At 60.2% G+C, this 21,356-nt stretch carries 20 protein-coding genes; 4 read left to right on the top strand and 16 right to left on the bottom strand.

The window, feature by feature from the left end; genetic code table 11:
- The first annotated feature begins 14 nt into the window (after positions 1-14).
- On the top strand, positions 15-248 hold the full coding sequence (locus Q0O99_RS00830; RefSeq protein ID WP_293747549.1) for a hypothetical protein: 234 nt from the start codon (positions 15-17) through the stop codon (positions 246-248).
- 8 nt (positions 249-256) lie between these two features.
- On the opposite strand, the gene Q0O99_RS00825 is transcribed toward Q0O99_RS00830, so the two are convergent.
- From Q0O99_RS00825 to Q0O99_RS00815, 3 genes are read right to left on the bottom strand one after another with little or no spacing between them, the layout of a single operon-like run.
- Positions 257-2,140 carry a TRAP transporter large permease subunit gene (locus tag Q0O99_RS00825; protein WP_293747548.1) on the bottom strand — a complete coding sequence of 628 codons (1,884 nt, stop codon included), beginning with the start codon at positions 2,138-2,140 and terminating at the stop codon, positions 257-259.
- Positions 2,137-3,171 (bottom strand): TRAP transporter substrate-binding protein DctP, encoded by a 1,035-nt coding sequence (gene dctP / locus Q0O99_RS00820; protein ID WP_293747546.1) that lies wholly within the window; start codon positions 3,169-3,171, stop codon positions 2,137-2,139. Before dctP ends, Q0O99_RS00825 begins: the two co-directional genes overlap by 4 nt.
- Before the next feature lie 11 nt (positions 3,172-3,182).
- Positions 3,183-4,037: a TRAP transporter TatT component family protein gene (locus Q0O99_RS00815; protein ID WP_293747544.1), complete on the bottom strand. Its 855-nt coding sequence runs from the start codon at positions 4,035-4,037 to the stop codon at positions 3,183-3,185.
- Between the two features lie 290 nt (positions 4,038-4,327).
- On the opposite strand from Q0O99_RS00815, the gene dapD reads away from it, so the two are divergent.
- Positions 4,328-5,305: a 2,3,4,5-tetrahydropyridine-2,6-dicarboxylate N-succinyltransferase gene (gene dapD, locus Q0O99_RS00810; RefSeq protein WP_293747542.1), complete on the top strand. Its 978-nt coding sequence runs from the start codon at positions 4,328-4,330 to the stop codon at positions 5,303-5,305.
- Positions 5,306-5,528: 223 nt separating this feature from the next.
- On the opposite strand, the gene Q0O99_RS00805 is transcribed toward dapD, so the two are convergent.
- The 6 genes from Q0O99_RS00805 to Q0O99_RS00780 all read right to left on the bottom strand — a co-directional run bounded on the left by Q0O99_RS00805 (position 5,529) and on the right by Q0O99_RS00780 (position 11,430).
- Positions 5,529-6,149: a hypothetical protein gene (locus Q0O99_RS00805; RefSeq protein WP_293747540.1), complete on the bottom strand. Its 621-nt coding sequence runs from the start codon at positions 6,147-6,149 to the stop codon at positions 5,529-5,531.
- Positions 6,150-6,545: 396 nt separating this feature from the next.
- Entirely contained in the window at positions 6,546-6,944 is a 399-nt protein-coding gene (locus tag Q0O99_RS00800; RefSeq protein WP_293747538.1) for a hypothetical protein, read from the bottom strand.
- The gene (locus Q0O99_RS00795) at positions 6,941-7,168 is read right to left on the bottom strand and encodes a ribbon-helix-helix protein, CopG family (protein WP_293747536.1); all 228 of its coding nucleotides are present in this window, start codon (positions 7,166-7,168) and stop codon (positions 6,941-6,943) included. The genes Q0O99_RS00800 and Q0O99_RS00795 overlap by 4 nt, the downstream gene beginning before the upstream one ends.
- 177 nt (positions 7,169-7,345) lie before the next feature.
- Positions 7,346-8,476, bottom strand: coding sequence for an ATP-binding protein (locus Q0O99_RS00790; protein WP_293747534.1), 1,131 nt, complete (start codon positions 8,474-8,476; stop codon positions 7,346-7,348).
- Positions 8,477-8,683: 207 nt separating this feature from the next.
- Positions 8,684-10,780, bottom strand: coding sequence for an acetoacetate--CoA ligase (locus tag Q0O99_RS00785; protein WP_293747532.1), 2,097 nt, complete (start codon positions 10,778-10,780; stop codon positions 8,684-8,686).
- An 83-nt stretch (positions 10,781-10,863) separates the two neighbouring features.
- Positions 10,864-11,430 (bottom strand): cob(I)yrinic acid a,c-diamide adenosyltransferase, encoded by a 567-nt coding sequence (locus tag Q0O99_RS00780; protein ID WP_293747530.1) that lies wholly within the window; start codon positions 11,428-11,430, stop codon positions 10,864-10,866.
- A 277-nt stretch (positions 11,431-11,707) separates the two neighbouring features.
- On the opposite strand from Q0O99_RS00780, the gene Q0O99_RS00775 reads away from it, so the two are divergent.
- Entirely contained in the window at positions 11,708-13,135 is a 1,428-nt protein-coding gene (locus Q0O99_RS00775) for an FAD-linked oxidase C-terminal domain-containing protein (RefSeq protein ID WP_293747528.1), read from the top strand.
- 43 nt (positions 13,136-13,178) lie between these two features.
- On the opposite strand, the gene Q0O99_RS00770 is transcribed toward Q0O99_RS00775, so the two are convergent.
- The gene (locus Q0O99_RS00770; RefSeq protein ID WP_293747526.1) at positions 13,179-14,348 is read right to left on the bottom strand and encodes a benzoate/H(+) symporter BenE family transporter; all 1,170 of its coding nucleotides are present in this window, start codon (positions 14,346-14,348) and stop codon (positions 13,179-13,181) included.
- Between the two features lie 355 nt (positions 14,349-14,703).
- On the opposite strand from Q0O99_RS00770, the gene Q0O99_RS00765 reads away from it, so the two are divergent.
- On the top strand, positions 14,704-15,222 hold the full coding sequence (locus Q0O99_RS00765) for an amidase family protein (protein WP_293747524.1): 519 nt from the start codon (positions 14,704-14,706) through the stop codon (positions 15,220-15,222).
- Here the strand turns inward: Q0O99_RS00765 and Q0O99_RS00760 are convergent.
- The 6 genes from Q0O99_RS00760 to mnmG all read right to left on the bottom strand — a co-directional run bounded on the left by Q0O99_RS00760 (position 15,191) and on the right by mnmG (position 21,029).
- A complete protein-coding gene (locus Q0O99_RS00760) occupies positions 15,191-16,099 on the bottom strand; it encodes a ParB/RepB/Spo0J family partition protein (RefSeq protein ID WP_293747522.1) in 909 nt (302 codons plus the stop codon). The two genes, Q0O99_RS00765 and Q0O99_RS00760, sit on opposite strands and share 32 nt — an antisense overlap.
- 2 nt (positions 16,100-16,101) lie before the next feature.
- On the bottom strand, positions 16,102-16,692 hold the full coding sequence (locus tag Q0O99_RS00755) for an alpha/beta hydrolase (protein WP_293747520.1): 591 nt from the start codon (positions 16,690-16,692) through the stop codon (positions 16,102-16,104).
- A 20-nt stretch (positions 16,693-16,712) separates the two neighbouring features.
- Positions 16,713-17,483: an AAA family ATPase gene (locus Q0O99_RS00750; protein ID WP_293747518.1), complete on the bottom strand. Its 771-nt coding sequence runs from the start codon at positions 17,481-17,483 to the stop codon at positions 16,713-16,715.
- A gap of 15 nt (positions 17,484-17,498) precedes the next feature.
- On the bottom strand, positions 17,499-18,116 hold the full coding sequence (locus tag Q0O99_RS00745; protein ID WP_293747516.1) for a LysE family transporter: 618 nt from the start codon (positions 18,114-18,116) through the stop codon (positions 17,499-17,501).
- 283 nt (positions 18,117-18,399) lie between these two features.
- Complete coding sequence (rsmG, locus tag Q0O99_RS00740) at positions 18,400-19,050, bottom strand: 16S rRNA (guanine(527)-N(7))-methyltransferase RsmG (protein WP_293747514.1); 651 nt, start codon at positions 19,048-19,050, stop codon at positions 18,400-18,402.
- Positions 19,047-21,029, bottom strand: a complete 1,983-nt coding sequence (gene mnmG / locus Q0O99_RS00735; RefSeq protein WP_293747512.1) for a tRNA uridine-5-carboxymethylaminomethyl(34) synthesis enzyme MnmG — start codon at positions 21,027-21,029, stop codon at positions 19,047-19,049. Before mnmG ends, rsmG begins: the two co-directional genes overlap by 4 nt.
- Positions 21,030-21,356: the final 327 nt, after the last annotated feature.

Raw genomic sequence — 21,356 nt, 5'->3', positions numbered from 1 at the left:
ACCTCCAGCACACCATGACCCCAGCACTCAAACTTGAAGCCGACTCCATCATGGCTTCCGATGGCCTGCGCTACACCTTCAAAGGCGGCGGCTCGCCTTTCAAGGATTCGGCCAACATGGGCACCATGAGTTGCTACCGGTGTGGGCTGCACAAGCCGCGCGCGCTGGGTTCATTCACCCGCTTTTTGAACCAACGCACATTTGTGTGCCAAGCGTGCACAGCGCAGCCCAAAAAATCACCGGCTTGATGTCACCGTCACACAGACGCGCCAAGCAGCCTTGGCAAACCCGTGGCAAGCCATGGCACTGAAGCGATGGCCAGTGTGCCCAAAAAGATCGCGAACAAAGCGGGCAACACCGCCACGGCCACTTCACTCACCGGCTTTTTGAACATGGCCGATGAAAAATATATGTTCATGCCCGCCGGCGGGCACAAAAAGCCCATCTCCATGGCGGCCAGGAAAATGATGCCAAAGTGAACCGGGTCAATGCCATAGCTCATGGCCACCGGCAACAGCAAGGGCACCAAGACGACGATGGCCGCATAAATTTCCATGAGCGCACCAGCCAGCAGCAAAAACACCGTCAAAGCCAACAAGAACAAGAACTTGTCCGGAATGGCGCCTTGCACAGCTTCAATGGCCGCATCCGGGATGCCCGCGTCGATCAAGAAATTGGTCAATGCCAAAGCCATGCCCAAAATCAACAACACGCCACCAATGATCTGGGCCGATTCGCTCAGACACTTGAACAACAAGCGCCAACCCAATTCGCGGTGGCCCCAAGCTTGGGTCAAGATGGCATAGAGCGCAGTGACGGCCGCGCTTTCGGTGGGCGTGGCCAAGCCACTGACCAAGGAACCAATGGCCACCACGGGGGCCAAAATTTCCCATTTGGCGGCCCAAACAGAGGGCCAAAGCAAGGGGCGCGGCGTCAGAGACAAGGGCGGATTTGGGACCGCGTCTGAAGGCAACTCACCACGGGATCGGCGCAAGTACCCGCCAAACACCAGTAGAAAAGCCACCATGACCAACGCCGGCAACAGGCCCGCCAAAAACATGGTGTTGATGGGCACGCGGGCAATGATGGCGTACATGATGAGCGGCACCGACGGTGCCAACAGGACACCTAAAGCACTGGCACTGGTGACCAAACTGATGCCCCGATTTTCGGGGTAACCCACCTTGAGCAGCAAAGGCAACAACAAGCCGCCCAGAGCCAAAATGGTCACCCCGCTGCCGCCCGTAAACGCGGTGAAACAAGAGCACAACAATGCGGTCGCCAGCACCGTGCCCTTGGCACCGTGCCCCAACAAAGCCACAAACAAAGTGCCCAGTCGCTGCGCAGCCCCGGTGCGCGCAAACACCAAGCCCGCCAAAGTGAACAAGGGCAGCGCGGGCAAGGACGGGTTCACCGTGATTTGGTAGTGCGACAGGGACACCGAAGCCAAAGGCATGCCGTCTTGCCAAAACAAAGCCAGCGCCAAACCCCCCAGCACCGCAAATATCGGCGCACCGGCAAACAAAGCAACACACAAAAGCATGAACGCAGGCCAGGCAGCAAAGGCCGTGCCGTCAAATTGCGCGACCAAAGCGGCTCCGCACAGCGCCAGCGCCAAACCGGTCAGCCACCGACCCGGCCATGCACGCGCAAAAAGTGCGCAGCGCGCACCCAGCTTGACCCCCAGCAAAGCAAAGCCCAAAGGCATGCTGGCCTGGACCCACCAAACCGGTATGCCATAGGCCAGCACCTGGGCGGCCTCGCGCTCACTGTCCACCAAGCGCCAGCTGCTCATGGCCAACATGCCGCAAACCAAGGCAGCCAAGCCGTGGGCCAGGCGCTGCGGCCAGGAGTTGGCCCCGCTGCTGGGCAGCTCGCCGTTTCGGCGCATGCCGCCGCCCATCGTGGTCAGGTGGCCATGCCGCTCGGCCGCCAACGCACCCCACATCGTCAGCACCAAACCCAGGTGCTGCACCAAGACAGAGGCGTTTTCGATGCCTTGGCCCATCCAAGGGCGCATGGCTATTTCAATGACCGGGATCAGCACCATCAGCGCCAGCGCTGCCGACGACAGCCACTCGTCGATCGCCCAAGTGCTTTGGCGTGGCGTTTCAGGCTGGGTCTCGGAAGTGGGGCTCACTTGGCTTGGCCTGCACGGTAGGTTTTCAGGTGGGCCATGACCTCATCAAAAGTTTCGGTGGGCACCATGGTGCCGCGAATGCGCGGGTACAGCTTTTCCGCCAAATCGTTCCACTCTTTCATTTGCACTGCATTGGGTTTGTTCACCGTGAGGCCTCGTTTTTTCATCGCGTCCACCGCTTCTTCGACCTCTTGCCGGGCTTTGGTCCGAATTTGCGCACCTGCTTTGTCGCTGGCAGATCGCACCGCGGTTTGGACATCGGGCGACATGCCGTCCCATGCTTTGCGGGTCACGACCAAGGCCCCCACAATCGGGGCCCAGTTGATGTCCAGCATGTGCGGCGCGGTGTTGTAGACCTGGGTGGCCAAGGCAAAGTAGGGCGTGGACGGCACCACATTGATCATGCCCGTCTGAATGGCGGGCAGGATGTCGGTGGTCTCCAACGGCACGGGCGTGTAGCCCAAGCTTTTCATGATGTTTTGCTGGTCGGGCTCCGAGCCCCAAGCAAAAAATTTCATGCGCTTGTAGTCATCAGGCCGCAGCGCGGCTTCTTTGGAAAAGAAACGCACCCAACCCGCATCGCCCCATGCCAGCACCACAAAGCCTTTGTCCAGGAACTTCTTTTCCATGGTCGGGCGCATTTTCTCGCGCACGTAGTCGAGCTCTTCCCAATTGCGAAACAGCAGTGGCATCGATTGCAGCGCCGCGATCGAGGGCTCGATTTCGCGCAAACCCACCACCGACAACAACGCGCCTTGGAGTTGCCCGATGCGCATGCGTCGCGCCATTTCGGCCTCGCCCCCTTGGGAGCCATCGGGGTACACCAGAAACTTCGCGCCCGCACCCTGCGCTGTTCGCCAGCTCTCGGCCACGTCCAGCAGCTGGCGGTGGTAGAGAGAATTTTTGGGCACCAAAGAACCGATGCGCAGTTGCTGGGCATGTGCCTGCGTGGTGGGCAGCCACGACATGCCCAACACCACCAGCGCTGCACTCAGCCCTTTTGGCCACCACTTTGCAAACGTCAAAACCATTTTCAGACCCATTAAAAAAGATCATCTGCGTTGTCAAGCAACCACTGCGCACGCTGGCGCATGATTTGGCTCGACAAGTCGGCGTGCTTGGCGCTCACCGTCAGCGCCTGTTGCAACAAAACTTCAAAGGCTGGCCGATCGCCCGCCGCTTGGGCAATCGCCTCGGCTTTGGCCACAAAAGGCCCTGCGTTTTGACCCCCACTGACCGCAATGGCTTGGTCAAAAAACGCTGCCGCTTTGACAGCAGAGCCGCCGGGACGTGCGGCCTCGATGTTGCCCATCAAGCTGGCCAAAGCGCCTTGGCCATGCTCCGGTGAGGTGCGCCACGCCAGTTCGGCCAAGCGACCGACCAAGGGCAAATCGGCCACCGCATCGGGGTCGTCTTTGGACAGCGCGATGTAAGCCCCCCAGGAAGCCGCGGCCCAATAGGCCACGCCCACTTGATCGGGTCGCAGCACTGGCCAGCGCGAGGCTTGTGGCTGCGCCAGGGCAGCAGAAAACCCGGGGCTCGTCTGGTTCAACGCGGCCATGGCGTGGCGGTGTGCACGCCAATACATGCGCTGCGCTCGCTGGTTCAGCAGGTGCGCGGCCTTGGCATCGGTGCTGACCAGGCGTTCGGCTTCGAAACCCACAAAAGCGTAGGCATATTGCGTGAAGCCCGAAGCCACCGACTCGGCCAAGGGCAAGTGACCGGGCGACTGTCGCAACAAAGATTCGGACAATTTGAGATAAAAAGCACTGGCCTCACGGGCCAAACCCAGGTCCTCTTCCGCCGCTTGGCCTTGTGCCGTCAGTGCATCCGCGGCGCTGTTGACCAACAATTGGCGCGGCATGCAGGCGCCCAGCAAGCTGGCCATCAAAAGCATGCCCAACAGCGGCCAAAGTCCCCTGAATAGGTCAGGAGATTCTGTCGAGGTTCTGGTGAACATCATGGCAGCAGCGTTGGTGAAAAGTCGAGCAGGCATGGTTTTGGCAGCGTCTGCGTTGTGCGTGGTGGGGGATACCAGCGCCTGCGCCGAAAATCGTGAAGTTTGCAAATTGTCCAGTCTATGTAAGGCCCATGAATAATTTGTGACACGCCGCCTTCCGCGATAATCTGGCTCCCCTTGACGCAACGGCCCACACACTTGGCGGGCCATTTTTTCGGAACCAAAACATGAGCACACTCCAAACCACCGGCGCACGCGCCACAGGCCTGGCCACCATCGCCGCTGACGGCACCGTGCTGGACACCTGGTTCCCGGCCCCCGAACTGGCGGCCGACGTGACCGCCAGCGGCAGCACCCGCCTGACCCAGGCCGAAGCCGTCGCCGCTTTGGGCGCAGAGGTGGCCCAGGCCTTGGTCGCCTGCAGCGTGCGCAACGCCACCGTGGTGGCGGTTCGCACCGAAATCAAGTCCTTGGCCGACGCGCCCACCGACACGCACGACGCCTACCTGCGCCTGCACCTGCTGAGCCACCGGCAGGTAGCGCCGCACGGCGCCAACGTGACCGGCATCTTTGGTCTGCTGCCCAACGTGGCCTGGACCAACTTTGGCCCTTGCGCGCTGGCCGATGTGCCCGCTGCCCGCCTGAAAGCCCGTGGCACCGGCCGCGTGCTCGAGATCAAGGGCCTGGACAAATTCCCGCAGATGACCGACTACGTGATCCCGTCGGGCGTGCGCATTGCCAACGCCGACCGGGTGCGCCTGGGCGCGCACCTGGCCAGCGGCACCACCGTCATGCACGAAGGTTTTTGCAACTTCAACGCCGGCACCCTGGGCGCCAGCATGGTCGAAGGCCGCATCAGCGCGGGCGTGGTGGTGGACGACGCCAGCGACATCGGCGGCAGCGCTTCCATCATGGGCACGCTGTCGGGTGGCGGCAAAGAAGTCATCAAGGTCGGCAAGCGCTGCCTATTGGGCGCCAACGCCGGCATCGGCATCTCGCTGGGCGACGACTGCATTGTGGAAGCCGGTTGCTACATCACCGGCGGCAGCCGCGTGCAAATGCCCGACGGCTCGGTCATGAAAGCCAAGGAGCTGTCCGGCAAAAACGGCATCCTGTTCCGCCGCGATTCACAGTCCGGCGCGCTGCACGCCATCCCGCGCAACAAGAGCTGGGGCGAATTGAACGCTGAGTTGCACAAGAACTGAGTTTTCTCGTTCTTTCAAAACAAAACGGCGTGCCTGCGCAAGTGGGCACGCCGTTCGTCTTTTCCGATCACCGCCCGGCAAGGCCAATTCGTAAAGAGCCAGCGACAGCAGTCAGTGGGTGATCGGGTGCTCTGCGATGTATTGGCGCAAGGCCGAACGTCGCCCATGAGCGGCCGAGCAAGCGGGCGAAGCCCGCTTGCGAAGGTCCGTCTCGAATGGCTTGTTAGACACGGGCCTTAGCTGCTCGGCAGTAAGCATAATAAGAATCCGTGTGATCCCATTTCATCCCCTGTACCGGTCCATTTGCATGCATGCTGGCCCCAGTACTCATTACAAAGAAGTTGCGGCCAATAAGCTCGACGGCCTCGTTGTAGATCTCGTGGAAGTGACCTTCATCATTTTTTTTAGTGGTTAAGACCAGATAGTTCTGGCCAGACGGAATCTCTTCGTACAACGACATAAACGCATTTAGCGTTCTGTCACTGACTTGAGAGAATGCTCGCATCGCCGCAATCAAATAGGCCTCATCGTTCCAGTGATCTTTATAGATAAGAGCCAGCGCAACAACACCGATTTGCGAATGAGTTTGGCGAACAGTCTCCAGTGCTGCGTAGAAGTAGTTTGAATAGTTTGCATCCGCTGAAATTTTGTTGATTATTTCTTCGTCAACTTCTGCGTCGGCCAGAAACTTTGCAAAACGCTGCTGAAGGTGCTTTTCGTAGAAGCGCTGGGCGAATTTGGCCAGCAACCCGATACCAGGAATGCCTACATCCTTGGCTAGAGTAGCTATATCGCTACCGGCTTGAACGATCTCCTTCCCCCACTCGATTTTCTTGTCGTGCATCAGCGTGACTTCCTCAACTCGTGTCTAACGTGATGTAGACCGCAGAACCCGGTGGATACATCCGGGCATAGTCGATACATCTTGTTGTTGAAATGGCTGCAACCCTCTTAGAGCATGGCTTTGACAGCCCTGTACTGCTTTTTCGTACAGGACTAAATTTCTCATGAAATCCGGTGCTCCTTCTTTGCAGTCCGCCCGCTCACTCGATCAAGTTCCTGAGCCGGCTCGAAGTATTTACTATAGGCTCAAAACAAAGAGAAAATAAACCCAATAAGTTCATTATTACGTTGGCGCTGCTGGCATCGAGTGTCGCGCGCCACCTCAACCTGGACATCGCCAAAGGTATAGCTGTGCCGCACATGGCGCACCACCTGCACGGTCCACATCGGCGCTTATTCAAGCGCCATTAATGCCCGCAAACAGCAGCATCCACGCATCCCTGGGGCTCAAAATTTGCATGTTGCCTTCACGGCCCCAGGACAACACGCGCTTGTCGCCTGTGACAAACACCTCGGCACCTGCCAAGCTGGCGGCTCTGACCAGCCTGACGTCGTTGTCATCTGCGGGCTCGTCCAGGTCTTGCACGCAGGTGGCTTCTGACCAGATGGCGTCAAACAGTGCCTGTGATTGTGGCAAGTGAGGAAATTTACGCTTCAGCACTTCGTGGGCCTCAGCCTGCACCAATGGGGTGGTCAATAGCCAGTCGCGCTGATGGCACTCAATCAAGATCGCCTCACACAAGCCAGCAAACACGGTGGCGGACAACCAGACGTTGGTGTCGAGAAAGCCCTTCAAGAGACGTCCTGCAAGATGTCGTCCTCGGTCAGCCAACCTGCTTGTCGGGCTGCGCCGCCCAACTCAGCATGTGCTGCCTGCAAAGACTGGCGCAACCGATAACCCCGCAAGGACTCTGCCAGCAAATCACGCACCACCTCGCTTTTGGTTTTGCCGGTCTGCTCGCAGGCCAGTTGCAAGTCGCGATCTTCCTGATCGGTCAAACGCACGGTCAATGTACTCATGTCACTCCTTTAGATGGCGCGAACTGGCCACAACAAGCTTTGTATGACATCGTAATACAACTTTGGCGTGGTGGCAATTCGCCCTGGGTTGCGGCATAGGTATAGCCACTTTTTAAACACGAACTGCGCGCAAGTTGAATGCGGAGTTGCACAAGAACTGAGTTCGGCTCTTTTCAGTCAGGCAACGAGTTCAGACAAATATTCAGCAGCCACAGCAATTTGAATGTCCCCCAGCATGTAGCTGTGCCGCGCATTGCGAACCACCTGCACAGCCTGAACCGGCGCTTTTTCCAGCGCAAAGCGTTGCAATGCGCGGTGCGGTTTTTCATCAGACAACTTGCATTCCACCAGCTGCGTGAGCTGGTTTTTTTCGCTCAAAACAAAGTCCACCTCGGCCCCGTCTTTGGTGCGGATGTAGTGCAGTCCGGCCTCTTTGCCCTGCACATCTTGCTGCCATTGCACATGCTTGAGCAAAGCAGTGGCCACCAGGTTTTCAAAGCGCAGGCCTTCGTCACCTTCGACCAGGCCAGTGTCATAAAAGTAGACCTTGGGGCTTTGCAACACCGAGCGGGCGATGTTGTCATGCCAAGGTCGCACCACAAAGATTATGAAAAGCGCTTCCAATATGTCGAGGTATTTCTTGAGCGTGACGGGTGACACGGCCAAGTCGCGCGCCATGCTGGCCAGCGACAGGGGCGAGCCCACTCGCGAGCGCAGCATTTGGGCAAAGAGGCGAATGGCGTTGACCTCCTGGATGCGCGAAAACTCCAGCACGTCGTTGCGCACCAGGCCATCAAAGTACTGCCTGCGCCAGCGCTCGGCTTGTTCGTTGTCTGGGGCCAGGCAGGGCTCAGGAAAGCCGCCGCGCTCCAGCAGATGGGTCAGCGCAGCATCGGGTATGGCCCCGGTTTGCTCGCACCATTCGCGTACCGACAGGGGATGCAGTCGCAGACCGAAAAAACGCCCCGCCAGCGATTCTCCACTTTGCCTGAAGGTGTCCATGCTGGCGCTGCCCGTGACCAGCAGTTGCTGGGTGGCGGGTTTGCCGTCGTAAACACCTTTGAGCCAGGCTTTCCAGTCGGGCATTTTGTGAATTTCATCCAGCACCAGCAAAGGCGCTTGGGGGCTCCAACGCTGTTTCAGGATGAGGGCCCGGTCGGCTGGCACGTCGCAGTTCAGGTATTGGCCGCCTTGCTGCGCCATCAGTTGGCGGCTGAGCGTGGTTTTGCCCACCTGGCGCGGGCCGGTGAGGAATACCATTTTGTGGGCCAGATCGGCCTGCACACGGTCATCAAGGTAGCGTTTCATAACCGTTATTTTGCGACTTTTTCAAAGTAGTTTGTGATTTAGTCGCGACTTTATTTTAAAGTACTGAATAAAAGTCGCTAAAAGTGCTTGTGACAGGTCTGAATACGATCTTGGTGGTGCGCGAGCATCGTTTCGCCCACAGGGGTGGGCTCCTGCGAAAACACCAAGCCCTCGTTCGCTACGGTGTCTGGCGCAAGGGGGGCCAGCTTAGGCCTTGGCCAAGTGCTGCTTGGCCAGTTCCACGTACCAATCCAGGCACCCCGGATTGGCCATGGCGTCCCGGTTGACCACCTTTTCCAGCGGCTGACCGAGCATGAGTTTCTTGATCGGCAACTCCTGCTTTTTGCCAGACAAGGTGCGCGGGATCTCAGCCACCTGGAAGATTTCATTCGGAATGAATCGCGGGCTGAGCGCCACTTTGATGGCGTTGTTGAGTTTGGCCTTGATCGCGTCGTCAAACACCGTACCCGGGCGCAGCACCACAAACAGCGGCATGTAGCTTTCTTTGCCCAGATACTCCAGGTCCACCACCATCGAGTCCATGACTTCGGGCAGGGCTTCCACCGCGCTGTACAGCTCGCTGGTGCCCATGCGCAGGCCGTAGCGGTTGATGGTGGCGTCGCTGCGGCCAAAGATCACGCAGCCTTCGCCCACGCCTTGGGTATCGCCAATGCGCAGCCAGTCGCCATGCCGCCACACGCCGCCCATGCTGGCCGGGCCGTTGCCGCCGCCGGGTTTTCGGCCGTGGCCTGCGGGGTACATCTCAAAATAGCTGGCCAAATAACGGGCGTTGTCCTTGTCGTTCCAGAAGTACAGCGGCATGGACGGAATGGGCTGCGCACAGATCAGCTCGCCCACTTCGCCCAACACGGGCTCGCCCGCTTCGTTCCAGGCCTCGACCGCGCAACCCAGTTCACGGCACTGCATCACGCCAGGTTCCTGCGGCAGCTCGCGGTGGCCGCCCAAAAAGGCCCCCGCAAAATCGGTGCCGCCCGAGATGTTGCACCACCAGATGTCGGTGCCGATGGCCTGAAATTGCGCCGTACCCCAGCTTTGGGTCTCGGGCGACAAGGGCGATCCGGTGGTGCCCAGGGCGCGTACCCCCGTCAAGTCGCCGCAACGCGAAATGTCCACGCCCGCCTTTTGGCAGTTGGCAAAAAAGGCCGCGCCCGCGCCGAAGAAGCTCACCTTCTCTTGCGCCGCCAAGCGCCACAAAATGCCCCAGTCCGGGTTCTCCTTGCTGCCGCCAGGGTTGCCGTCATAGATCACACAGGTCACGCCGTTCAGCAAGCCCGCCACCTGCGCGTTCCACATGACCCAGCCGGTGGAGCTGTACCAATGGAAGCGCTCGCCCCAGCTGTTGGGGTGGTAACTGCAGCCGATGTCGTTGTGCAAAATCTTGTTGGCCAGCGCCACGATCACGGTGCCGCCGTGGCCATGCACGATGGGTTTGGGCAGGCCGGTGGTGCCGCTCGAATAGACAATCCACAGCGGGTGATCAAAGGGCAACCACATCGGCTCAAAGGCCTGCACAGCGGCATCGTTACGCGCCGTGATGGTCGACATTTGCACGCTGGCACCCACGGCGCAATGGGCCAGATCCAGCGTGCCCAGGTTGTCGTGCACGATGACGTGCTGCACGCTGGGCAAGGCGTCGCGCAGCTCCTGCACCACACCCATGCGGTCAAAGTCGCGCCCGCCGTAGCTCACGCCGTCCACCGCGATCAGCACCTTGGGCTCGATCTGCTTGAAGCGGTCCAGCACGGCGTGGGTACCCATGTCCGGCGCGCAAATGCTCCACACGCCGCCCACGCTGGCGGTGGCCAAAAACGCCACCATGGCTTCGGGGATGTTGGGCAGGTACGCCGCCACCCTGTCCCCCGGCTGCACACCCTGGGCCTGCAGGTGCAGCGCCATGGCGGCGACCTGGCGGCGCAGCTCGGGCCAGCTCATTTCGCGGCGCAAGCCTTTTTCGTTGTGGCTGATGACCGCCAAAAAACCAGCCGCTTGCGCGGGCTGCACATGGCGAAACACCTGGTGCGCGTAATTGGTCTGGGCCCCCGGAAACCACTTGGCCCCCGGCATGACATTGCCCGCCAGCACCGCCGTGTGCGGCGTGGGGGACTGAAAATCAAAGTAATCCCAGATGCTTTGCCAAAACGCGTCCAGCTCGGTAACCGACCATCGCCAGAGCTCGTTGTAGGTGGCAAAACTCAGGCCGCGCTCGTCGCGCAGCCAGTTTTGGTACAGCCTGATCTGGGGCAGATAGGGGGCAGAATCGGAGGGTCGTGACACGGTGTTCATGCATTGCAGCGTATCAGCGGCCATGCCCCGCTGTCACGCGCATCAACCCTGAAAAGTGCACCTAGGTGACAGCCCCAGAACCTTCAGGCTGCCGGGTCTTTTTGCATGCGGGCACTCTTCCAATACACGTCGTCGCCGCCATGCATGCGGTTGAGCACGCGGGCCAGCACGAACATCAAATCCGACAGGCGGTTGAGGTATTGGCGCGGCGTGTCGTTCAGGGCCTCTTCGTTGCCCAGCGCCACGCAAGCGCGCTCGGCCCGGCGCGCCACGGTGCGGCACACATGGGCCTGCGAGGCGCCCCGTGTGCCGGCAGGCAAGATGAACTCTTCCAGTTTGGGCAGTTGGGCGTTGTAAAGCTCAAGGGCTGCGTCCAACGCGGCCACGGCTTCTTCCTTGAGCAGCTCAAAGCCGGGAATCGACAGCTCACCGCCCAGGTTAAACAGCTGGTGCTGCACCTCCACCAGCACCTCGCGCACGTCGGCGGGCATGTCTTCGCACAGCAGCAGGCCGATGTGTGAGTTCAGCTCGTCCACCTCGCCCATGGCATGCACGCGCAAGCTGTTTTTCGACACGCGCTGGTTGTTGCCCAGGCCCGTGGTGCCGTTGTCGCCGGTGCGGGTGGCGATTTGTGTGAGTCGGTTGCCCATGAAAAATGTCCTTGTTTTTGTATGCGGTCGCGTGTGCGGTCGGGTTGAACGGGCCAACCGGGTGGTTTCGCACAGGCCCCCGGAAGCAGCGGTCTCAGGCCGCGCTGGTGAGCCCAGCGAATACTTTCGCTGTCAGAGACCGCTCTTGCAAAGAAAGACCATTGTCGGCCAACTGGCTGGACCTTGTCTGACAAAGGACAGCAAGGCCATTGTTTGCGGCGTAAACTGCGCATTCACACGTCTGGCGGCCATGCCCCGCCACCACTGGAGACACCCCATGAACGCCCCCACCCCCGCCGCCCACCTGGCCCCCGAAATTACGCAACGCGCCGTGCCCGAAGCCTTTTTGGCCGCCCTGAAGGCCCGCTTTGGCGGCAACTGCTCTACGGCCATGATCGTGCGCGAACAACACGGACGCGACGAATCGGCCTTCACCCATGTGCCGCCACCGGCTGCGGTGGTGTTTGCCGAGAGCACACAAGACGTGGCCGACGCGGTCAAGCTGTGCGCCGAATTCAAAGTACCCGTCATTCCGTTTGGTGTGGGCTCTTCGCTCGAAGGCCATTTGTTGGCGGTGCAAGGCGGCATCAGCATCGACCTGATGCGCATGAACAAGGTGCTGGCCATCAACGCCGAAGACCTCACGGTGACCGTGCAGCCGGGCGTGACGCGCAAGCAACTGAACGAAGAGATCAAATCCACCGGCCTGTTCTTCCCGATCGACCCGGGTGCCGACGCCACCCTTGGCGGCATGAGCGCCACCCGCGCCAGCGGCACCAACGCCGTGCGCTACGGCACCATGCGCGAAAACGTGCTGGCCATGGAAGTGGTCACCGCAGCGGGCGAAGTCATCCGCACCGGCACCCGCGCCAAGAAGTCGAGCGCGGGTTATGACCTGACGCGCCTGATGGTGGGCAGCGAAGGCACGCTGGGCGTGATCACCGAGGTCACCGTGCGCTTGTACCCTTTGCCCGAGGCCATCTCGGCCGCCATTTGCTCCTTCCCCAGCATCGAAGCAGCAGTGCGCACCGTGATCCAGACCATCCAGCTGGGCGTGCCGATCGCACGGGTAGAGTTGCTGGACCACAACAGCGTGCGCATGGTCAATGCCTACGCCAAGCTGGGCTTGCGCGAAGAGCCCATGTTATTGATGGAGTTTCACGGCTCACCCGCAGGCGTGAAAGAGCAAGCCGAGACGGTGCAAGAGATCGCCAGCGAGTTTGGCGGCAATTCTTTTGAATGGGCGACCACCCCAGAAGAGCGCACCCGCCTGTGGACGGCGCGTCACAACGCCTACTTTGCGGCCATCCAGAGCAAACCCGGCTGCCGCGCCATCAGCACCGACACCTGCGTGCCCATCAGCCGCCTGGCCGATTGCCTGCTCGACTCCATCACCGAAACCGATGCCAGCGGCATTCCTTACTTTTTGGTCGGCCATGTGGGCGACGGCAACTTCCACTTCGGCTATTTGATCGACCCCAACAACCCGCAAGAGTGCGAAACCGCCGAAGCGCTGAACCAGCAACTGGTCAACAGGGCGCTGCGCTTGGGCGGCACCTGCACCGGCGAGCATGGCATCGGCCTGCACAAGATGGGTTTTTTGCGCACCGAAACCGGTGAAGGCGCCGTTGACATGATGCGCACCATCAAGCGGGCACTGGACCCGCACAACATCATGAACCCGGGGAAGATTTTTTCGATGTGAGGCCCTCGGGCATTTCACGGACCTTTGCGCGCAGCGAGCCGCTTCAGGCTTTGCGCGCAGTCAAGGCCCACAGTGCCACGATTCCCACCAGCAGGCCCCAAAAAGCTGCCCCTACCCCGGCAATGCTCAGGCCCGAAAGGGTCACCAGAAAAGTCAGCAAAGCCGCATCACGGTGGCGCTCGTCTTGCATGGCCGTGAACAGGCTTGACGCGATGGTGCTGACCAAAGCCAATCCGGCAACGGCCAACACCAGCGCCTTGGGGAAGGCGGCCAGCAAACTGACAATCGAGGCGCCGGCCAAGCCCAAAAGAATGTAAAAAAGTCCGGCCGCCGCCGAGGCCGTGTAACGGCGCGCGGGATCGGCATGCGCTTCACGGCCCATGCAAATGGCCGCTGTGATGGCGGCCAAATTGAGCGCATACCCGCCAAACGGGGCCAACAACAAGGTCACGCATCCGGTGGCCCCGATCACGGGCGAAATCGGCGTGTTGTAACCCGCGCTGCGCTGCGCTGCCACGCCGGGCAAGTTTTGCGATGCCATGGTCACGATGAAAAGCGGCAAGGCAACACTGACCATGGCACCCCAACGCCACTCAGGCGTCACCCACACCGGCGTGGCCCATGCCCAAACAATCTGAGCCGCATTCAATTGGCCCTGCAAGGCCGCCACCGCCACGCCAACGGCCAGCACACCAGGCACAGCCCATCGGGGAAAGAGGCGACGCCCCAAGAGGTACGCGCCCGCCATGGTGAGCACCAAGATCGGGGCATCACCGACAGCCCCCACCGCATCCATAGCAAAGCGGGCCAGAACCCCCGCCAACAAGGCGCTGGCCAAAGCCAAGGGAATGCGTGCCATCCACCGCTCAAACAGACCGCTGTAACCCGCCCCCATGATGAGCAAAGCGCTCACAATGAAGGCCCCCGTGGCTTCCGGCAGGGTCACGCCCTGCGTCACCGCCAGCACCGCCGCACCGGGCGTTGACCAAGCCGTCAACACCGGTTGGCGGTACCAAAGACTCAACACCAAACTGGTGCCGCCCATGCCCAAACCCAGCGCCCACATCCAGGAAGCGGTTTGCGCTTCGTTGGCACCCAGGGCCTGTGCAGCCGCAAAAACAATGACCGCCGAACTGGTGAACCCCACCAGCACGGCCACAAAGCCGGCAACGACCGTGGACAGCGACGCATCACTCAGCCATTTTTTCAGCATGGGTGTTTTCTCACAGAAGCCCAGTACCAAGCACGCGGATTTTTGGTCCTCGTGCGCCTCACCGCCAGGCGCAGGGTTCTGCAGCAAGACGGGCATCGGTGAAGTATGGCACTGCGCGGTATGCCGTTTGAACGGGCCCGCCGAAGCCGCTGCTGGGATCGACAGGCGAACAGTGCCGGCGTTGGTTCCAGGGTCGGTGAGAAATAGACAGGTGCCCAATGTGTCAAATGGCCACCCGCAACGGCGAGCACGGTATAGGCCTGCACACGATGGATTTTTTCACACCGTCATTGATGGGGGTGTTCACGTTTTCAAACGCACCCTAGAGTCAGATGTTTTTGATGCTTGATGCCCCATGGTCCCCCTCGAACTCACGCTGATAGAAGCAGCCGCAGCGCTGCGCACGCGACAACTCGGACACCTAGAGTACGTCCAGGCCTTGCTTGCGCAAACCGATCGACTGAGCACTCTGAATGCCTGGATCCGCCGCGATCCTGAGCGATTGATCGCGCAAGCCAAAGCGCTGGATCAGGTGCGCCCTAAGTACCACAAGACTTTGGCAGGCATTCCCATAGCGATCAAAGACAACATCGACACCACGGATCTGCCCACCAGTGGCGGTACATGGGCCTTGCTGGCCACCAAGCCCAAGCGCAACGCGGCGGTCGTGGACGCTCTGTTGCAAGCCGGTGCCCTGATCGCAGGCAGAACCAATCTGCACGAGTACGAAGAAGGCCCCCGTCGCCTGCTGCAGAGTCACGCCCTGACGCGGAAACCCATCGGGGCGAAACAGACTTCGCCACACGGTCTGGGACCAATTTTGAGCCTGTTTCAACGCACGCTCATCCTCGCAGTTTGTCGATCAGCCCATTGAGTTCGTCGAGCGAACCAAACTGGATGCTCAACTCACCCATTTCTTCCATTTTGCCCATGCGCTTGACGCGTTTTTTGACGCGCACCTCGACCTGGGCCATCAACAAGTCTGACAGCTCCTCTTCGACCCGGCGCACGTCGCGAGACTTCTCCTTCTTGGGCTTTTGCGTGACCAAATTGAATTCGGCACCCAGTTTTTTGGCCAGACTTTCCGCCTCGCGTACCGACAGTTTTTTGGCCGCAATTTGATTGGCCGCCGTGATTTGTGCCGCTTTGTCCAGGGGCAACAGGGCGCGGGCGTGGCCCATGTCCAGGTCACCCGCCATGAGCATGGTCTGCACCGGGTCGGCCAGATTGAGCAAACGCAGCAAATTGCTGGCTGCACTGCGCGAGCGGCCTACCGCCTTCGCGGCAGTTTCGTGAGTGAGCCCAAACTCTTTGATCAGCCTTTGCAAACCTTGGGCTTCTTCCAGCGGATTGAGGTCTTCACGCTGAATGTTCTCGATGAGGGCCATCGCGGCAGCCGCCTCGTTGGGCACATCGCGCACCAAAACGGGAACAGCATCCAAACCCGCCAAACGAGAGGCCCTGAAACGCCGCTCGCCAGCAATGATCTCGTACTTGCCGGCGTTGGGGCCATTGGTGAGTTGACGCACCAGGATCGGCTGCATGATGCCCTGCGCCTTGATCGACTCGGCCAGCTCGTACAGGGCACCCTCGTCCATGCGGGTGCGCGGCTGGTACATGCCGGGCACCATCTGGTCCAGCTTGAGCTGACTGGGCTGGCCGCTGTTGGCCACAACCGGCGCGTCTTCCACTTTGGGGCCCAACAGGGCTTCGAGTCCGCGGCCAAGGCCTTTCGGTTTTTTGGTGACCATGGTCATTCCTTCAAGAGGGTTTGCAAGAGCGCATGGCCTTGAGGCCAGGCACCTAAAGATGAATCGGCGTTGATGTGCCCGGCCAGCCCCAGGTCGAGCCATTGAGCGCCCCAGTCGTGCGCCAGGTCCTGGGCACGGTCTGCGCGGCAATAGGGGTCGTCTTGGCTGCCCACCAAAATGCTTTTGAAAGGCAAGGGCTGGCGCACGATGGGCGTCCAGCCGGAAAAGCGGTCGCGCATCTCTGGCGCTTCCACGTCGCCGGGCGCCACCAGAAGGGCCCCTCGTACGCGGGCGGTGTGGCGTGAAAACGAAGCCCAGGCCGCCGCCAGAATGCACCCCAAACTGTGCGCCACCAACACCACCGAACCGGGTGCATCGATGACCACCTCGTCCAACCGGGCCAGCCAGTCACCGCGCAGGGGGTGCAACCAGTCGTTCTGCTCGACCACGGTGTACCCATGAACACGCGCCCAGTGCATTTGCCAATGACCAGGTCCGCTGCCTTGCCAGCCGGGCAAGATCAAAACGCTGACCGCGACCCCTTTCGCGCTTGGGCCTGAGCCTGCGCCGGTGTCATGGGTCAAATCGGTCATGGCGCGAAGGGTCTCTTGGCTCAAAGCGTAGGGGCACGTTTGACCATTTCGCAGGCAAACTCCACATAGGCTTGGCTGCCCTTGGCCGACGGGTCAAACACCACGCCCGGCAAGCCATAACTGGGTGCCTCGGCCAAGCGCACGTTGCGCGGAATCACGGTGTCAAACACCTTGTCGCCAAAGTGGGCCTTGAGCTGGTCGCTGACCTGCATCTGCAATGTGACGCGTGGATCGAACATGACCCGCAACAGGCCGATGATTTTCAAGTCCTTGTTCAGGTTGGCGTGCACCTGTTTGATGGTGTTGACCAGATCCGTCAAGCCCTCCAAGGCAAAGTATTCACACTGCATGGGCACAATCACGCCATGGGCCGAGCACAAGCCATTGAGGGTGAGCATGGACAAAGACGGTGGGCAGTCGATCAGCACGAAATCGTAATCTCCATCCACAGCGGCCAAGGCGGTTTTCAACCGCTGGTCACGGTGCTCCAGTTGCACCAATTCCACTTCGGCACCCGCCAGCTCGCGGTTGGCGCTGAGCACGTCGTAACCACACTTTTCGGCCTTGACGACCGCTTCGGCAATCGAAGCCGACTCCAGCAGCACGTCGTAAACGCTCAATTCCAGCTGCCGCTTGTCGATGCCGGAGCCCATGGTGGCGTTGCCTTGCGGGTCCAAGTCGACCAGCAACACGCGCTGCCCGGCTTTGGCCAAGCCTGCAGCCAGGTTGACCGTGGTGGTGGTTTTGCCCACCCCACCCTTTTGGTTGGCGATGCAGAAAATTTTGGCCATGATGTGCTCCCGGTTTTATTTGGAAATGGCCAGCTTGATGCCAAAGCCAATGAGAAAAACACCCGCCACCTTTTCCAGCACTTGACCCACCCTAGGGTTGGCCCGCATGCGCTCGGCCAGGTGGTGCGTGAGCAAGGTCATGCCCAAACCATACAAAAAGGTCAACCCCGCAATCGTGGCCGCCATGATGCCAAAGCTGATCAAGCCCATGTGGGTTTTGGGGTCTACGAACAAGGGGAAGAACGCCATGTAAAAAACAATCGCCTTGGGGTTGAGCAAGGTGATGGCCAAGGCCTGCTGGAAATACTGTCGGGGCCGGATGTTCAGGACCGGCGCATCACCCGGTTTGGCCGACAACAGCTTCCAACCCAACCAAGCCAGGTACACAGCGCCCAGCCACTGGATGGCCGCAAATGCCGCGGGGTAGGTGGTCAACACCGCGGCCACACCCGCCACCGCCAACCACATGAGCACCTGGTCCCCAGCGATCACCCCCAACGTGGCCATGAGTCCGCCTGCCACCCCCCCTTTGCTGGTGGACGTGATAAGGGCCAGGTTGCCGGGTCCGGGAATGGCCAGAAACAACACAATCGCGGCCACAAAAGCGCCATAGTCGGAGATGCCAAAGAACATGCAAACCTTTCAAAAACAAGGCAGAGTTTGAAGCAGGCCGTATTTGGCCATCACCATCTTGAGACTGCACCCCACCAAACACAAGCACGCCAAATATTGGATACCGCCCAAAAAGCGGTTATGGACCTGAGTGTAAGTGATCGACCCCCAGTACAACAGGCGCTGTCCATCCATGTTTCACGTGAAACAAGCCATCCATCGCACACGACCCCTGCTGTATTTCCCTGGCTTGACGGCTTTTTGAGCGGCAAGCACGACACAGTCTCTCCTTCTGGGTTCAGGATTAGACCGGCTGGACTAACCTCATCCACACCATGCAACGCTCCACATCCAGGCCTGGCACGGTCAAGAGTTCCACGTGAAACACTTTTAAATCGTCAGGCAATGCGTCGATTTCGCCCTGCGGGTGTTTGCCCTTCATGGCCATCCACACCCCGCCCTCGGCCAGGGCCGAACGGGTCCAGGTCACAAAATCGGGCAATGAAGCAAAAGCGCGGGAGCAAATGACTTGGTAAGGATCGGTGAGGGATTCAACCCGAGCATGCAAACCGCGCAAGTTGGGCAGCTTCAAGCTCACCGCCACTTGTTGCACAAAGGCGGCTTTTTTGGCTACGGTGTCGACACAGGTCACCTGCAGCTCGGGCATGCAAATGGCCAGCACCACGCCTGGCAAGCCGCCGCCTGAGCCCACATCCAGCACCTTGGCAGACTGGCCTTGGGTGTGCCGGGTCAACGGAAGAACGGCCGTCAGGCTGTCCAGCAGGTGGTGGGTCAGCATGTCCGCCGGGTCGCGCAAGGCGGTCAGGTTGTAGACCTTGTTCCATTTCTGGATCAAGACCAAGTAGTCCAGCAGCCGCTGAACCTGCTCTTCTGACAAGCTCAGATCCAGTGCTTGGGCACCCGATCGCAGGCCCGCCTCCAGGTTCAAGCTCATGCCTGCGCGCCCACCTCAGCGCGATCATCGGCGGTTTGCATGAAGCCCTTGAAACCACCCTTTTTCAAGTGGATCAACAGCAGAGACACGCTGGCAGGCGTGATGCCCGAAATGCGCGAGGCTTGACCCAAAGTTTCAGGCCGGTGTTTGGCCAGCTTTTGCCGGGCTTCGATCGACAAGGCCGAGACCTGCAGGTAGTCAAGGGCTTCGGGCAAACGCAGGTGTTCGTAAAAAGCAGCCCGCTCCACCTCGCCCTTTTGGCGGTCAATATAACCCGAGTACTTGGCTGCAATCTCTACCTGCTCGATCACCGGGGCGCTCAAGTCACCCAGCGTTTCACGTGAAACATCGGCGCTGGCCATGCGGCCATTGTCCAAAGTCATGAGGGCAGGGTAGGTCACATTGGGTCGCCGCAACAAATCGAACAAGTTGTGCTCGTGCTCAATGGCCTTGCCCAACACCCGCTCTGACTCGGCGGCCGGCAAGTTGCGCGGGTTCACCCAAACCGATTTCAGGCGCTCTGTTTCACGTGAAACAGCATCGCGCTTGCGGCTGAACGCGTCCCAGCGGGCGTCATCGACCAAGCCCATTTGTCGCCCCACTTCGGTCAAGCGCGCGTCGGCATTGTCTTCGCGCAGCTGCAGGCGGAACTCAGCCCGGCTGGTGAACATGCGGTAAGGCTCGGTCACGCCTTGTGTGACCAAGTCGTCCACCAACACACCCAAGTAAGCTTGGTCGCGCGCGGGCAACCAGGCGGCTTCGCCCCGGCATTGAAGCGCCGCGTTGATGCCGGCAAACAAACCCTGAGCAGCAGCTTCTTCGTAACCTGTGGTGCCGTTGATCTGCCCCGCAAAAAACAAACCGTTGATCTGCCGCGTCTCGAAGCTGTTCTTCAGTGAGCGGGGGTCAAAAAAGTCGTATTCGATGGCGTAGCCGGGCCGAAGAATGTGGCAATTCTCCAGCCCCTTCATCGAGCGCACCAGCTCGTACTGGATGTCAAACGGCAAACTGGTCGAGATACCATTGGGGTAGTACTCATGGGTGGTCAGGCCTTCGGGTTCCAGAAAAATCTGGTGGCTGTCTTTGTCTGCAAAGCGGTTGACCTTGTCTTCCACACTCGGGCAATAGCGCGGGCCCACGCCCTCGATCTTGCCGGTGAACATGGGGCTGCGGTCAAAGCCGGAGCGGATGATCTCGTGCGTGCGCTCGTTGGTGTGCGTGATCCAGCACGGCATTTGCTGCGGGTGCATGTCGGCCTGACCCATGAAGCTGAACACCGGCACTCCCCCCTCGGGGTTCATGCCACCAGGCACACCATCGCCAGGTTGCTCGGCGCACTTGGCAAAGTCGATGGTGCGGCCATCCAGGCGCGGGGGCGTGCCGGTCTTCAAACGCCCTTGTGGTAGCTTCAGTTCTTTCAGGCGCGCCGACAGGCTGACGGCCGGGGGATCGCCCGCACGACCCGCCGCATAGTTTTGCAAACCCACATGGATCTTGCCATCCAAAAACGTGCCGGCGGTCAACACCACCGTGCGCGAACGGAAGCGGATGCCCACCTGCGTGACAGCCCCCACCACCCGGTCACCTTCCACCATCAGGTCGTCTACGGCTTGCTGGAACAGCCACAAGTTGGGCTGGTTTTCGAGCATGCGGCGGATGGCGGCTTTGTACAAAATCCGGTCGGCCTGGGCGCGGGTGGCGCGCACGGCCGGGCCTTTGGAGCTGTTGAGGATGCGGAACTGGATACCGCCTTCGTCGGTGGCCAGCGCCATGGCACCGCCCATCGCGTCCACCTCTTTGACCAAATGGCCTTTGCCAATACCGCCAATCGACGGGTTGCAACTCATCTGGCCCATCGTCTCGATGTTGTGCGTCAAAAGCAAGGTTTTGCAGCCCATGCGGGCCGAGGCCAAGGCGGCTTCGGTTCCGGCATGGCCGCCACCGACCACGATCACATCGAATTCTTGAGGGTAAAGCATGTTGGTCTGCCTCGCATCGAGGCCCATAAATGAACGCCACCAGCGCCATGGAGCCACCCTGCCACGGGGTCGGCTGAAGTTGCTGATTTTACAGGTAGGGTCAACCACCCCACCTGTCGGACCTAAAGGCACGACCAACAAAGACCAATCCCTCGTCGGTCGGGCCTTTGGGGTCCGACGACCATCGTTTCGTAAAGCGACATGGATGAATCTGCGCCTCACAGACCATGTTATGCGCCAAATGCATGGATCAACAGCCAAGCGGCCTTGGACAGCAAAGCCGTGTCCTCCTACCATTTGGACCGCTGACAAACCGTCAGTTTCAAG

The sequence above is a fragment of the Limnohabitans sp. Rim8 genome, assembly GCF_945901735.1.
In the GTDB taxonomy this organism is placed as follows: domain Bacteria; phylum Pseudomonadota; class Gammaproteobacteria; order Burkholderiales; family Burkholderiaceae_C; genus Limnohabitans_A.
This window is presented reverse-complemented; position numbering and strand designations above follow the sequence as displayed.

Excerpts from the sequence above, each read along its gene's own strand:
- Q0O99_RS00830 (WP_293747549.1), top strand. The coding sequence starts at position 15 with ATGACCCCAGCACTCAAACTTGAAGCCGACTCCATCATGGCTTCCGAT.
- dctP (WP_293747546.1), bottom strand. The coding sequence starts at position 3,171 with ATGGTTTTGACGTTTGCAAAGTGGTGGCCAAAAGGGCTGAGTGCAGCG.
- Q0O99_RS00815 (WP_293747544.1), bottom strand. The coding sequence starts at position 4,037 with ATGCTTTTGATGGCCAGCTTGCTGGGCGCCTGCATGCCGCGCCAATTG.
- dapD (WP_293747542.1), top strand. The coding sequence starts at position 4,328 with ATGAGCACACTCCAAACCACCGGCGCACGCGCCACAGGCCTGGCCACC.
- Q0O99_RS00805 (WP_293747540.1), bottom strand. The coding sequence starts at position 6,149 with ATGCACGACAAGAAAATCGAGTGGGGGAAGGAGATCGTTCAAGCCGGT.
- Q0O99_RS00795 (WP_293747536.1), bottom strand. The coding sequence starts at position 7,168 with ATGAGTACATTGACCGTGCGTTTGACCGATCAGGAAGATCGCGACTTG.
- Q0O99_RS00790 (WP_293747534.1), bottom strand. The coding sequence starts at position 8,476 with ATGAAACGCTACCTTGATGACCGTGTGCAGGCCGATCTGGCCCACAAA.
- Q0O99_RS00785 (WP_293747532.1), bottom strand. The coding sequence starts at position 10,780 with ATGAACACCGTGTCACGACCCTCCGATTCTGCCCCCTATCTGCCCCAG.
- Q0O99_RS00780 (WP_293747530.1), bottom strand. The coding sequence starts at position 11,430 with ATGGGCAACCGACTCACACAAATCGCCACCCGCACCGGCGACAACGGC.
- Q0O99_RS00775 (WP_293747528.1), top strand. The coding sequence starts at position 11,708 with ATGAACGCCCCCACCCCCGCCGCCCACCTGGCCCCCGAAATTACGCAA.
- Q0O99_RS00770 (WP_293747526.1), bottom strand. The coding sequence starts at position 14,348 with ATGCTGAAAAAATGGCTGAGTGATGCGTCGCTGTCCACGGTCGTTGCC.
- Q0O99_RS00765 (WP_293747524.1), top strand. The coding sequence starts at position 14,704 with ATGGTCCCCCTCGAACTCACGCTGATAGAAGCAGCCGCAGCGCTGCGC.
- Q0O99_RS00760 (WP_293747522.1), bottom strand. The coding sequence starts at position 16,099 with ATGGTCACCAAAAAACCGAAAGGCCTTGGCCGCGGACTCGAAGCCCTG.
- Q0O99_RS00755 (WP_293747520.1), bottom strand. The coding sequence starts at position 16,692 with ATGACCGATTTGACCCATGACACCGGCGCAGGCTCAGGCCCAAGCGCG.
- Q0O99_RS00750 (WP_293747518.1), bottom strand. The coding sequence starts at position 17,483 with ATGGCCAAAATTTTCTGCATCGCCAACCAAAAGGGTGGGGTGGGCAAA.
- Q0O99_RS00745 (WP_293747516.1), bottom strand. The coding sequence starts at position 18,116 with ATGTTCTTTGGCATCTCCGACTATGGCGCTTTTGTGGCCGCGATTGTG.
- rsmG (WP_293747514.1), bottom strand. The coding sequence starts at position 19,050 with ATGAGCTTGAACCTGGAGGCGGGCCTGCGATCGGGTGCCCAAGCACTG.
- mnmG (WP_293747512.1), bottom strand. The coding sequence starts at position 21,029 with ATGCTTTACCCTCAAGAATTCGATGTGATCGTGGTCGGTGGCGGCCAT.